The organism is Streptomyces lasalocidi (assembly GCF_005280215.1).
In the GTDB taxonomy this organism is placed as follows: Bacteria; Actinomycetota; Actinomycetes; order Streptomycetales; family Streptomycetaceae; genus Streptomyces; species Streptomyces longwoodensis.
Genome location: NZ_SZNQ01000001.1, coordinates 3,114,056 through 3,127,267, shown reverse-complemented (window position 1 = coordinate 3,127,267; position 13,212 = coordinate 3,114,056). Strand labels below are relative to the sequence as shown.

10 protein-coding genes are annotated in these 13,212 nt (G+C 72.1%); 5 read left to right on the top strand and 5 right to left on the bottom strand.

All coding sequences use genetic code 11. The annotated features are described in order from the left end of the window. Positions 1–280 precede the first annotated feature (280 nt). Entirely contained in the window at positions 281–796 is a 516-nt protein-coding gene (locus E4U91_RS13865; RefSeq protein WP_137307147.1) for a DUF6912 family protein, read from the top strand. A 47-nt stretch (positions 797–843) separates the two neighbouring features. Further along, positions 844–1,509, top strand: coding sequence for an HAD family hydrolase (locus tag E4U91_RS13860; protein ID WP_137307146.1), 666 nt, complete (start codon positions 844–846; stop codon positions 1,507–1,509). Between the two features lie 9 nt (positions 1,510–1,518). On the opposite strand, the gene E4U91_RS13855 is transcribed toward E4U91_RS13860, so the two are convergent. Then, the gene (locus E4U91_RS13855; protein WP_137307145.1) at positions 1,519–2,085 is read right to left on the bottom strand and encodes a DJ-1/PfpI family protein; all 567 of its coding nucleotides are present in this window, start codon (positions 2,083–2,085) and stop codon (positions 1,519–1,521) included. 736 nt (positions 2,086–2,821) lie between these two features. Between E4U91_RS13855 and E4U91_RS13850 the strand changes: the two genes are divergently transcribed. After that, positions 2,822–7,804, top strand: coding sequence for an NAD-glutamate dehydrogenase (locus E4U91_RS13850; protein ID WP_137307144.1), 4,983 nt, complete (start codon positions 2,822–2,824; stop codon positions 7,802–7,804). Between the two features lie 78 nt (positions 7,805–7,882). On the opposite strand, the gene E4U91_RS13845 is transcribed toward E4U91_RS13850, so the two are convergent. Both E4U91_RS13845 and E4U91_RS13840 read right to left on the bottom strand, forming a co-directional pair. Continuing rightward, positions 7,883–8,719, bottom strand: coding sequence for an ABC transporter ATP-binding protein (locus E4U91_RS13845; protein ID WP_137307143.1), 837 nt, complete (start codon positions 8,717–8,719; stop codon positions 7,883–7,885). Then, positions 8,712–9,626, bottom strand: a complete 915-nt coding sequence (locus E4U91_RS13840; protein ID WP_137307142.1) for an ABC transporter permease — start codon at positions 9,624–9,626, stop codon at positions 8,712–8,714. The genes E4U91_RS13845 and E4U91_RS13840 overlap by 8 nt, the downstream gene beginning before the upstream one ends. Before the next feature lie 236 nt (positions 9,627–9,862). Between E4U91_RS13840 and E4U91_RS13835 the strand changes: the two genes are divergently transcribed. After that, positions 9,863–10,489 (top strand): TetR/AcrR family transcriptional regulator, encoded by a 627-nt coding sequence (locus E4U91_RS13835; protein WP_067236556.1) that lies wholly within the window; start codon positions 9,863–9,865, stop codon positions 10,487–10,489. A gap of 35 nt (positions 10,490–10,524) precedes the next feature. Here the strand turns inward: E4U91_RS13835 and E4U91_RS13830 are convergent, their stop codons facing one another. Further along, positions 10,525–11,019, bottom strand: a complete 495-nt coding sequence (locus tag E4U91_RS13830; protein WP_137307141.1) for a MarR family winged helix-turn-helix transcriptional regulator — start codon at positions 11,017–11,019, stop codon at positions 10,525–10,527. A 135-nt stretch (positions 11,020–11,154) separates the two neighbouring features. On the opposite strand from E4U91_RS13830, the gene E4U91_RS13825 reads away from it, so the two are divergent. Then, on the top strand, positions 11,155–11,568 hold the full coding sequence (locus tag E4U91_RS13825; protein ID WP_137307140.1) for an organic hydroperoxide resistance protein: 414 nt from the start codon (positions 11,155–11,157) through the stop codon (positions 11,566–11,568). Positions 11,569–11,596: 28 nt separating this feature from the next. Here the strand turns inward: E4U91_RS13825 and E4U91_RS13820 are convergent, their stop codons facing one another. Then, a complete protein-coding gene (locus E4U91_RS13820) occupies positions 11,597–13,168 on the bottom strand; it encodes a hypothetical protein (RefSeq protein WP_137307139.1) in 1,572 nt (523 codons plus the stop codon). Positions 13,169–13,212 lie beyond the last annotated feature (44 nt).

The window sequence follows — 13,212 nt, the reverse complement described above, 5'->3', positions numbered from 1 at the left end:
ACCGGTCGGTAACCAACCGCGGTGGTCGATCTTGTACGGGGTCGGCGAGGGGAAGGGCAAGCAAGGTCCCGTGCGTGGCGGGGGCCCGCCGAAGTTCACCTATCAGGGTGACGGGGAGGGTGCCGCGGCCCGTGGGGAAGCGGGCGGACCGGGTGAACGGCGGGCGCCGGGTGGACGCCCGCCGAGGTGCGGGGACAGACCCGAAAGGGGACGCCCGCGGGACGCCCGCACGTATTCTGGAGACCGTTCCAGGAGCCCCCGACCCACGAAAGCGGCTGCCATGCGCGTCTACGTCCCCCTGACCCTCCCCGGGCTCGCCGAGGCGCACAAGACGGGACAGCTGGGGTCCGGGCCGCTCGTCGCGTACGCCGTCACGCCCGGGCTGCGCGAGTGGTACCTCTCGGACGACATCGAGGAGCTGGAGTACGCGGCGCTCAGCCGGGCCGCGCTGGCCTCGCTGCGGCTGCTCGCGGCGGACGCAGGGGCGCCGCGGCGGCGGGTCGTGGTCGCCGTCGACGTACCGGACGGGGCGGCGGCGTCCGACCCGGACCGCGGCCTGGACCCGGCCGCGCTGGGCGAGGTGACGGTCGCCGGGGCCGTACCGCTGGGCAAGGCGGCGGCCGTGCACGTCGACGCGGACGACGCGGAGGCGGACGTGGCCGCCGCGGCGGACGCCCTGGAGGCGGCGGACGGCGGGGACGACGACGCGCAGTTCGTGGTGGACGGGGCCGAGGACCACGAGCTGCTGTGGTTCGCCACGCAGGAGATCCCGAACCTGGTGGGATCGGCCGGCTGAGCTCCCGCCCCTCCCCGCTGTCAGCGGGGGCGGGTACGTTTGCGGACATGGGGATGCAGACTGGGGCGCACATCGTCTGGGACTGGAACGGGACGCTGTTCCACGACAACGAGGCGATCATCGGGGCGACGAACGCGGCGTTCGCCGAGCTGGGGCTGGAGCCGATCACGTTGGAGCGGTACCGGGCGCTGTACTGCGTGCCGGTGCCGAAGTTCTACGAGCGGCTGATGGGACGGCTGCCCACGGACGCCGAGTGGGAGGTCATGGACGCGGTCTTCCACCGCTACTACGCCGAGCGGCGGGCGGCCTGCATGCTGACCGAGGGCGCGGCGGACCTGCTCGCCGGGTGGCGGTCGGCGGGGCGCAGCCAGTCGCTGCTCAGCATGTACGGGCACGACGACCTGGTGCCGCTGGTGCGCGGGTTCGGCATAGAGCCGCACTTCCTGCGGGTGGACGGCCGGGTCGGGCCGTCCGGGGGCAGCAAGGCCGAGCACATGGTGCGCCACCTCCAGGCGCTCATGGGCGTGGACGCGGAGCGGACCGTGGTGATCGGCGACGCCGCGGACGACGCGGTGGCCGCGCTGCACGTGGGGGCGCGGGCGGTGCTGTACACCGGGGGCTCGCACGGCCGGGCCAGCCTGGAGGCGGTCGGGGTGCCCGTGGTGGACAGCCTGGCGGAGGCCGTGCAGGTGGCGGAGGAACTCGCCGCGTGACCCCTGGCCTCAGGTGACCGGCGCCTTGGCGCGCAGGACGGTCAGGAACTCGCGCATCCAGGCCGGGTGGTCCGGCCAGGCGCGCGACGAGACCAGGCTGCCGTCCACGACCGCCTCGGTGTCCTGGAAGGTCGCGCCGGCGGTCTGCATGTCGATCTCCAGCGCCGGGTACGCCGTGACGTGGCGGCCGCTGAGGGCGTCCACGGCGGCGGTCAGCAGCGGGCCGTGGCAGATCTGGGCGACCGGCTTGTCCGCGTCGAAGAACGACTTGAGGATCTTGCGCAGCTCGGGGTCGTTGCGCAGGTACTCGGGCGCCCGGCCGCCGGGGACGACGACGGCGGCGTACCGTCCGGGGTCGACCTCGGAGAAGGCCAGGTCGGCGGGCCAGGTGTAGCCGGGTTTCTCGGTGTAGGTGTCGAAGCCGTCCTCGAAGTCGTGCACGACGAACCGGAGCTTCTTGCGGGTCGGGGCGGCGATGTGGACCTCGTAACCCTCTTCGCGCAGGCGCTGGTAGGGATAGAGGACCTCCAGCGACTCGGCTGCGTCACCGGTGACGATGAGGATGTTCGTGGGCACGGCGGCCTCCTCCTGCCAGGTGGTGGTGTGGGCACCGTGCCGCCCCGGCGGCGCTGTGCCAAGGGGGCGGTGGCCGATTTCAGCCTGGCCCCTCCGGGTGACCGCGGCCACTTTTCGGTGCCGTGGGCCACCACCCCGGTGCGGCGGACGGCACTTCCTGCGTGCGGCGCGACCACTTCCCGGTGCGGCGGGCCGCCCCCGGTTCGACCGGGCGTGGCCCGGCCGAGCGTACGAACCTCGTCCTCCCGTGCGTCACATCCGCCCCGGCGGACCCCCCTGCACCACACCCCCGACTCCACCCCTGTGCAGAACGTCAAAGTTCCCGCCCCTGTTTTGTACACATACGGCTCATGACGGGAGGCCCCGCAGGGGCGATAGCCTGGTGGCGTGATCAGCGCGATAGTTCGCGGGGGTGCTGTGGCCCCTGCCCTGCGCCCGGTTCGCACGGAGTGTCTCCGTGACCGGGCGGCGGTCGCTGGTCCTCACGGGCGGGACGAGGGACCCAGGGGTCCCCGGACGCCGTACACACCCCGGACGAGCGGGACGCGCGATGCCGCACCGCGGTCGTCGGGGTCGTCGGGGGCGTCGGACATGGCTGATATCCCCCCGTTCATCTCATCCCTCGGCATAGCGTCGGAGCAGACCGGAGACCCCGTGTCGCGGCGTCACGCCGGAGGGACCGAGACCGTTTTTCCTTCTACGTCACGCAACGGCGCGCGACAGGAGCCAGAGGACAATGCAGACCAAGCTGGACGAAGCCAAGGCCGAGCTGCTCGAGAGGGCCGCCCGGGTCGCTGAGAACAGCCCGGTCGGGGGGCACCTACCGACCGGGACGACGAGCGAGGGCAGCCCTGGCGCGCCGGACACCCCGGACGGCCCGGACGCCCCCGACCACGAGTCGGTGCTCTCGTTCCTCCAGCGCTACTACCTGCACACCGCCCCCGAGGACCTCGGCGACCGCGACCCGGTCGACGTGTTCGGCGCGGCGCTCTCGCACTACCGGCTCGCCGAGAACCGGCCGCAGGGCACCGCCAACGTGCGCGTGCACACCCCCACCGTCGAGGAGAACGGCTGGACGTGCAGCCACTCCGTGGTGGAGGTCGTCACCGACGACATGCCCTTCCTCGTCGACTCCGTGACCAACGAGCTGACCCGCCAGGGCCGCGGCATCCACGTCGTGATCCACCCGCAGTTCGTGGTGCGCCGTGACGTCACCGGCAAGCTGATCGAGGTGCTCGGCGCACCGGCCGCGGCCGCCGGGCTGCCGCACGACGCGCACGTCGAGTCGTGGATCCACGTCGAGATCGACCGGGAGACCGACCGGTCCGACCTGAAGCAGATCACCGCCGACCTGCTGCGCGTCCTGTCCGACGTCCGCGAGGCCGTCGAGGACTGGGAGAAGATGCGCGACGCCGCGCTGCGGATCGCCGACGGCCTCCAGGAGGAGCCGGTCCCCGGCGACCTGCCCGGCCCCGACCTCGACGAGGCGCGCGAGCTGCTGCGCTGGCTGGCCGCCGACCACTTCACCTTCCTCGGCTACCGCGAGTACCAGCTCCGCGAGGACGACTCGCTTGCCGCCGTGCCGGGCACCGGGCTGGGCATCCTGCGCTCCGACCCGCACCACTCCGGCGACGAGAGCCACCCCGTCAGCCCGTCCTTCGAGCGGCTGCCCGCCGACGCCCGAGCCAAGGCCCGCGAGCACAAGCTGCTCGTGCTGACCAAGGCCAACAGCCGGGCCACCGTGCACCGGCCCTCGTACCTCGACTACGTGGGCGTGAAGAAGTTCGACGCGGACGGCAACGTCGTGGGGGAGCGGCGCTTCCTCGGACTGTTCTCCTCCGCCGCGTACACCGAGTCGGTACTGCGGGTGCCCGTGGTGCGCCGCAAGGTCGAGGCCGTCCTGAAGGGCGCCGGGTTCTCGCCCAACAGCCACGACGGGCGCGACCTGCTCCAGATCATGGAGACCTACCCGCGCGACGAGTTGTTCCAGACGCCGGTCGGCGAACTCCAGGCGATCGTCACCTCGGTGCTGTACCTGCAGGAGCGGCGCCGGCTGCGGCTGTACCTGCGCCAGGACGAGTACGGCCGCTACTACTCGGCCCTCGTCTACCTGCCCCGCGACCGCTACACCACCGGGGTGCGGCTGCGGATCATCGACATCCTCAAGGAGGAACTGGGCGGCGTCAGCGTCGACTTCACCGCCTGGAACACCGAGTCGATCCTGTCCCGGCTGCACTTCGTGGTCCGCGTCCCGCCGGGCACCGAGCTGCAGCAGCTCAGCGACAGCGACAAGGAGCGCATCGAGGCGCGGCTGGTCGAGGCCGCGCGGTCCTGGGCGGACGGGTTCGCCGAGGCGCTGAACGCCGAACTCGGCGAGGAGCGCTCCGCCGAGCTGATGCGCCGCTACCACCACGCCTTCTCCGAGGGCTACAAGGCCGACCACTCCCCGCGGGCGGCCGTCGCCGACCTGGTCCACCTCGAACGGCTGGGCCAGGACAACGACTTCGCGCTCAGCCTGTACGAGCCGGTCGGCGCCGGACCCGACGAGCGTCGCTTCAAGATCTACCGCAAGGGCGAGTCGATCTCGCTGTCCCGGGTGCTGCCCGTGCTGGCCCGCCTGGGCGTCGAGGTGATCGACGAGCGGCCCTACGAGCTGCGCTGCTCGGACCGCGCCAACGCCTGGATCTACGACTTCGGCCTGCGCATCCCGCGGGCGCTGCTCGCCAAGGCGGCCAACGGCGGCGACTACCTCGCCGACGACGCGCGCGAGCGGTTCCAGGAGGCGTTCGCCGCGACCTGGACCGGCCGGGCGGAGAACGACGGCTTCAACGCCCTGGTGCTCAGCGCCGGGCTGTCCTGGCGCCAGGCGATGGTGCTGCGGGCGTACGCGAAGTACCTGCGCCAGGCGGGGTCCACCTTCAGCCAGGACTACATGGAGGACACCCTCCGCAACAACGTCCACACCACCCGGCTGCTGGTCTCCCTGTTCGAGGCGCGGATGTCGCCGGACCGCCAGCGCGCCGGGCACGAGATCGTCGACGCGCTCCTGGAGGAGCTCGACGCGGCCCTGGACCAGGTGGCCTCGCTGGACGAGGACCGCATCCTGCGGTCGTTCCTCACGGTCATCAAGGCGACGCTGCGCACGAACTTCTTCCAGAACACGTCGAACGGCACGCCGCACGACTACGTGTCGATGAAATTCGACCCGCAGGCCATCCCCGACCTGCCCGCGCCGCGCCCGGCGTTCGAGATCTGGGTGTACTCGCCGCGCGTGGAGGGCGTGCACCTGCGCTTCGGCAAGGTCGCGCGCGGTGGTCTGCGCTGGTCCGACCGGCGTGAGGACTTCCGCACCGAGATCCTCGGCCTGGTCAAGGCGCAGATGGTGAAGAACACCGTCATCGTGCCGGTCGGCGCCAAGGGCGGCTTCGTCGCCAAGCAGCTGCCCGACCCGAGCGTCGACCGCGACGCGTGGATGGCGGAGGGCATCGCCAGCTACCGGACGTTCATCTCGGCGCTGCTCGACATCACCGACAACATGGTGGCCGGCGAGGTCGTGCCCCCGGCCGACGTCGTCCGGCACGACGAGGACGACACCTACCTCGTGGTCGCCGCCGACAAGGGCACCGCGACGTTCTCCGACATCGCCAACGAGGTCGCCGAGTCCTACGACTTCTGGCTCGGGGACGCCTTCGCCTCCGGCGGCTCGGCCGGCTACGACCACAAGGGCATGGGCATCACCGCCCGCGGTGCCTGGGAGTCCGTGAAGCGGCACTTCCGCGACATGGGCGTGAACACGCAGGCCGAGGACTTCACGGTGGTCGGCATCGGCGACATGTCCGGTGACGTGTTCGGCAACGGCATGCTGCTGTCGGAGCACATCCGCCTGGTCGCCGCCTTCGACCACCGGCACATCTTCCTCGACCCGGTCCCGGACGCGGCGACCTCCTACGCCGAGCGGCGCCGCCTGTTCGAGCTGCCGCGCTCCAGCTGGGCCGACTACGACACCGGCCTGCTGTCGGCCGGCGGCGGCGTCTTCCCCCGCACGGCCAAGTCGATCCCGCTCAACGGCCACATCCGCGCGGCCCTCGGCATCGACGAGAAGATCGCCAAGATGACCCCGGCCGACCTGATGAAGGCCATCCTGCGGGCGCCGGTCGACCTGCTGTGGAACGGCGGCATCGGCACGTACGTGAAGGCGTCGACGGAGTCCCACGCGGACGTCGGCGACAAGGCCAACGACGCCATCCGCGTCGACGGCGCCGACCTGCGCGCCAAGGTCGTCGGCGAGGGCGGCAACCTGGGCCTGACCCAGCTCGGCCGGATCGAGTTCGCGCTCCAGGGCGGCCGGATCAACACCGACGCCATCGACAACAGCGCCGGCGTGGACACCTCCGACCACGAGGTGAACATCAAGATCCTGCTCAACGGGCTGGTCTCGGACGGCGACATGACCGTCAAGCAGCGCAACAAGCTGCTCGCCGAGATGACCGACGAGGTCGGCCACCTCGTCCTGCGCAACAACTACGCGCAGAACACGGCGATCGCCAACGCCCTCGCGCAGTCCCAGGACATGCTCCACGCCCAGCAGCGCTTCATGAAGCACCTGGTGCGCGAGGGCCATCTGGACCGGGCGCTGGAGTTCCTGCCGACCGACCGCCAGATCCGCGAGCGGCTCGCCGCCGGCCACGGTCTGACCGGACCGGAGACGGCCGTGCTGCTGGCGTACACGAAGATCACGGTGTCGGACGAGCTGCTGCACACCTCGCTGCCCGAGGACCCCTACCTGCGCGGGCTGCTCTACGCGTACTTCCCGACGGCGCTGCGCCAGGAGTTCGCCGAGCAGATCGAGAACCACCCGCTGCGCCGCGAGATCACCACGACCGTGCTGGTCAACGACACGGTCAACACGGGCGGTACGACGTACCTGCACCGGCTGCGCGAGGAGACCGGCGCCTCGCTGGAGGAGATCGTGCGGGCGCAGACCGCGGCCCGGGCGATCTTCCGCTCGGCGCCGGTGTGGGACGCGGTCGAGGCGCTGGACAACAAGGTCGAGGCAGAGGTGCAGACCCGGATCCGGCTGCACTCGCGGCGCCTGGTCGAGCGCGGCACGCGCTGGCTGCTCAACAACCGGCCGCAGCCGCTGCAGCTGGCCGAGACGGTGGAGTTCTTCTCCGAGCGCGTCGAGCAGGTCTGGCAGCAGCTGCCGAAGCTGCTGCGCGGCGCGGACCTGGACTGGTACCAGCAGATCCATGACGAGCTGACCGGCGCGGGCGTGCCGGACGAAGTCGCCACGCGCGTGGCCGGGTTCTCCTCCGCCTTCCCGACGCTGGACATCGTGTCGGTGGCCGACCGCATGGGCAAGGACCCGCTGGACGTCGCCGAGGTCTACTACGACCTCGCGGACCGGCTGCACATCACCCAGCTCATGGACCGCATCATCGAGCTGCCGCGCGCGGACCGCTGGCAGTCCATGGCCCGCGCCTCGATCCGCGAGGACCTGTACGCGGCCCACGCGGCGCTCACCGCGGACGTCCTGGCCGTCGGCAACGGCACCTCGACGCCCGCGCAGCGCTTCGCGGCGTGGGAGGAGCGCAACACGGCGATCCTGGGCCGGGCGCGCACGACGCTGGAGGAGATCCAGGGCTCGGAGACGTTCGACCTGGCGAACCTGTCGGTGGCGATGCGGACGATGCGCACCCTGCTGCGGACGCACTCGTAGCGGACACGACGAAGGGGCGCCCCGGGCCGTGTGGCCCGGGGCGCCCCTCTTCGTACCGTGTGACCGTGTGCCGTGCGGTCAGGCGGCCGTCGGCTTGGGCTTGGCGGCGGCGGGCTTCTTCTTGCCGCCGGTGAACTCCTCGTACTCCTTGAGGACGTCCTCGGTGGGCCCGTCCATGCGCAGCTCGCCGCGCTCCAGCCACAGGGTGCGCTCGCAGGTGTCGCGGATCGCGGCGAGGCTGTGGCTGACCAGGAAGACCGTGCCGGCGTGCTCGCGCATCTCGCGGATGCGCTGGGCCGAGCGCGCCTGGAACTTGGCGTCGCCGGTGGCGAGGGCCTCGTCGATCAGCAGCACGTCGTGGTCCTTGGCGGCGGCGATGGAGAAGCGCAGCCGCGAGCCCATGCCGGAGGAGTAGGTGCGCATCGGCAGCGAGATGAAGTCGCCCTTCTCGTTGATGCCCGAGAAGTCGACGATCTCCTGGTAGCGCTCCTTGATCTGCTCGCGGGTCATGCCCATCGCGAGGCCGCCGAGGTAGACGTTGCGCTCGCCGGTCAGGTCGCCCATCAGGGCGGCGTTGACGCCGAGCAGGGAGGGCTGGCCGTCGGTGTAGATCTTGCCGCGCTCCACGGGGAGCAGGCCGGCGACGGCCTTGAGCAGGGTGGACTTGCCGGAGCCGTTGGTGCCGATCAGGCCGACGGCCTCGCCTTTGTAGGCGACGAACGACACGTTCTTCACGGCGTGCACCATGCGGGTGCCGGCGGCCTTCTGGGCCTGCCCGGGGCGCAGGATGCGGTTGAGCGCGGCGGTCGCCGAACCCCGGCCGCTGCCGGTGCCGTTGATGCGGTAGACGATGTCGACGCCGTCGGCGATGACGGTGGGGATCCGCTCGTCGGTGAGCGCGGTGTTGTCAGCCACGGCCGTACGTCTCCTCAGCCTTCCAGAAGTAGATGAAGCCGCCGACGCCCGCGAGGACCGCCCAGCCGACCGCCCAGGCCCACACGTGCGGGGGCAGCTGGCCGGCGTGGAAGCTGTCGATCAGGGCGAAGCGCATCAGGTCGATGTAGACCGCGGCGGGGTTGGCGCGCAGCACGTCGTCGAGCCAGACGGGCCAGCCGTGGTGCTGCTTGAGCAGGTTGTCGATGCTCCACATGACACCCGAGACGTACATCCAGGTGCGCAGGATGAACGGCATCAGCTGGGCGATGTCCGGGGTCTTGGCGCCGATCCGGGCCAGGACCATCGACGCGCCGGCGTTGAAGACGAACTGCAGCGTCAGGACCGGGATCACGAGGACCCAGGACAGGGTCGGCGGCACCCCGACGATGAACAGGATGAGCACCAGCGCGGCCATGGAGAACAGCAGCTGCTGGAGCTGCTGGAGGCAGAAGGAGATCGGCAGCGCGGCCCGCGGGAAGTGCAGGGCGCGGACCAGGCCGATGCTGCCGGAGATGGCGCGGGTGCCGGTCATGATCGAGGTCTGTGTGAACGTCCACACGAACACGCCCGTGACGAGGAACGGGATGTAGTCCGGGACGCCCCGCTTGGTGCCGAGCAGCACACCGAAGATGAAGTAGTACACGGCCGCGTTCAGCAGCGGCGTCATGACCTGCCAGAGCTGGCCCAGCTTCGCCTGGCTGTACTGGGCGGTGAGCTTGGCGGTGGCGAAGGCGGTGATGAAGTGGCGACGCGCCCAGAGCTGGCGGATGTACTCGGGCAGCGGCGGACGTGCGCCGCTGACCGAGAGACCATGACGGGCCGCGAGGGCCGCGAGATCCTCGTGGGCGGCCGTCGCGCTGGGCGGTGTGTCGAGTACCTGGCTCACATCCGCTGCTTTCACTCGGGGGTGGGGGTGCGTCCGGTGCCGGCCCGGCGTTCCGACGTTCTCTTGACGTGTTCTTTGCGTCGGGACGGGTCCGTATCGTCGTATCGGAGCGTAGGCCCTGTGGGCGTCGGTACGCAACCGTTTCGACGTTACGAGGACGTCAGAACGCTACCGTATCGTCGTGATGTTGGCGACAGGACGGGACCGTATCGTCGCAACGCCCTATGCTGGGTCGCATGACGACGAACGCCGACGGACCCCAGACGCGTCCGCGCCGCCGGACCCCCGCCGGAGCGGCCGTGCTGCGCGAGGACGTGACGGAGGCCATCCGGGCGGCCGTGTTCGAGGAGCTCGCGTCCGTCGGCTACGCCCGGATGTCGATCGAGGGCATCGCCCGCCGGGCCGGCGTCGGCAAGACCGCGGTATACCGCCGCTGGCGCTCCAAGCTGCACCTGGTCCTCGACGTCGTGTCGGCCATCGCGGTGCAGGGGCTGCCCGCGCCGGAGACCGGCAGCCTGGAGGGCGACCTGCGGGTGCTGTACGAGGTGACGTCCCGGGCGCTGCGCCACCCCGTCGCCTCGCAGATCATCCCCGACCTCCAGGCGGAGGCGGCCCGCAACCCCGACATCGCCGAGGCCATGCAGAAGACGCTCCGCGAGGGGCAGGAGGGCGTCGCGGTGAAGATCCTCGCGGCGGCCGCGCGGCGCGGCGAGATCAGTGCCGGCGCCCACGACGAGCTGGCCCTGGACATCATCTCGGGCCCGCTGTACTGGCGCTCCGTGGTGATCCGCAGCCCCAAGCTCCCCAAGGGCTACCTGGGCGCCCTGGCCCGCGCCACGGCGGGGGCCCTGAAGGCCCTCTGACCCCCACGGCCGCACGCGCCTGGCGGGCGGTGCGGCTAGTGCTCCTCCGCCGCCTGGTCCAGCGCCCGCGTGAGGACGTCCAGCCGGTCGCGCAGGTCACGGATCTCCTCGACGTCGAGGTCCGTCGCCGCGACGATGCGCCGCGGCACCTGCTCCGCCCGCTCGCGCAGCTCCGCGCCCTGCCGGGTCGGCCGCACCACCACCGAGCGCTCGTCGCGGGCGCTGCGCTCGCGCACCACCAGACCGGCCGCCTCCAGCCGCTTCAGCAGCGGGGACAGCGTGCCGGAGTCCAGCCGCAGGTGCTCGCCCAGCTTCTTGACGGGCAGTTCGCCCTCCTCCCAGAGCACCAGCATCACCAGGTACTGCGGGTAGGTCAGCCCGAGGTCCTTGAGGACCACGCGGTAGACGCCGTTGAAGGCGCGCGAGGCGGCGTGCAGGGAGAAGCAGATCTGGCGGTCCAGGCGCAGCCAGTTCTCCCCGCCGGGAGCGGCGGTGTCGGTGGCCGGGGCGGAGGCGGACGTCGGGGTCATGTCCCCAAGGGTAGCTCCGGCCGCCCCAATTGGTTGTGCACAATTTAATTGTGTGCTCTACTTGTGGTCGTGCGGGGCCACCGGGCCCCCGGGCCGGACCCCGGCCCACGCCGACTCGAGAGGGATGGTTCTTCCATGGACGCGCTCTACACCGCCGTCGCCACCGCCACCCACGGCCGGGAGGGCCGCGCCGTCTCCTCCGACGGCACGCTCGACCTCGCGCTCGCCGCGCCGCCGGAGCTGGGCGGCAACGGTCAGGGCACCAACCCCGAGCAGCTGTTCGCCGCCGGGTACGCGGCCTGCTTCGGCAGCGCCCTCGGCCTCGTCGGCCGCCAGGCCAAGGTCGACGTCACCGACGCCGCCGTCACCGCCGAGGTCGGCATCGGCAAGCAGGGCGAGGGCTTCGGCCTGAAGGTGACGCTGCGCGTCGAGCTGCCCGGGACCGTGGACGAGGCAACCGGCCGCAAGCTGGTCGAGCAGGCCCACCAGGTCTGCCCGTACTCCAACGCCACCCGGGGCAACATCGACGTCGACCTCGTCATCGAGTAGTCCCCACCCCCTCGGGGGCGGCACCGGGTCAGCCGACCCGGGCCAGCACCTCCCCGGTGCGCCGGCTCCAGTCAACCACCACCGCCTCCGGGGGCACCGGGCGCCACCGCGTCAGCAGCAGCCAGCGCACCCGGTACCGGCGGGCGACCGCGACCCGCTCGGCGCGGGTCGAGGCGGGCGAGAGGTAGGCCCGCACGTCCGCCACCCGCCGCAGCCGCTCCCGTTCGTCGAGGGCGGCGTCCGGCCAGGCGGGCGCCGCGAGGTCCGGTCCGTATCCGGCGATCGCGTGGACCGCGTAGTACCCGTCGGTGATCACCGCCTCGCCGGGCCGGATGTGCCGCGCCGCCCAGTCGTACGACGGCCAGCGCGGCGGCTGCTCGAAGCCGACCGGGTCCAGCGAGCGCGGCACGACCGCCCCCGCCTGCACGGTCAGGAACCCGGTGCAGGCCGCCACCGCCGCGAGGGCCCCGAGCACCCTGCGCCCCGGCCGCCACGGCCGGGGCGCCGCCAGTTCCACGGCCAGGGCGAACTGCGGCGCCACCAGCGTCAGCCCGAGGATCCGGCCGTAGGTGTAGTGCCCGCTCACGTAGCCGTACGCCACCACCAGGCAGTCCGCGGCGAACATCAGCACCAGCGGGTCCCGCGCCGAGCGGCGCGCCCGCGCCCACAGCGCCGGCAGCCCGGCCAGCGCCAGCCAGAAGTGACCGGCGAGCCCGTCGTACAGCCGCCGGTGCATCGCGTCGACGCTGTCGTCCCCGGCGAGCCCGAGCACGTCGAAGTACGGCCACGCCGCGGCCACGGCCAGCGCCACCCCGGCCGTCAGCGCCCACCGCACCACCACCGCGCCGCTCCAGCCGCGCTGCCACCCGGCGACCAGGGCGAGCGCGCCCAGCACCGCCGCCACCGCCGTGATCGGGTGCACCAGCAGGACCAGCCCGTACAGCGCGCCGAGCGCCGCGAACCCGGCCAGGCCGCGCAGCCCGCTCGGCCCCACGAACCGCACCCGGCGCGGGTCCCGCGCCCGCTCGCCGGTCAGCGCCCACGCCCAGAAGGCCAGCCCGATGGCGAAGGTGGACGGGTAGCCGAGATTGCCGGTCATCGACATCAGGCCCAGGTAGCCGCTCCACCACGCCCGCTCGGTGCCCCACAGCAGGGTCATCGCGGCCAGCGCCAGCACCGGCGCCCACGGCCGCGGGGTGAGCACCCGCACGAACCGGCCGATCCCCGTCAGCAGCACCAGCAGGTTCACCGGCCCGGCGACCCGCAGCACCTGCCAGCCGCCGAGCCCGGTCAGCCGGGCGAAGGCACCCTCGGCCACCGCGTACGGCGAGTAGTACGGGCTGCCCGCGCCCGGCAGGTCGGCCATCGGGTGACGGGGGGCCAGCAGGTGCGCCTTCAGCCGCTCCACGACCGCCGCGTGCTGGCCGGCGTCGCAGCACAGCGGGACCCGCCAGTACGCCAGCGTCATCACCAGGAAGAACAGGAACCCGGCGGCCTGGTACGGAGTCGGCCGCCACACCCGGCCGCCGCGCAGCGCCGTCGCACCGCGCGCCACCCGGCGCGTGAGCACACCGGTGGCCGCACCGCTCGGGCCGTTCATCGGACTGCGGGGGTCAGGGACATCAGGGGCATTGGCCGTATGTT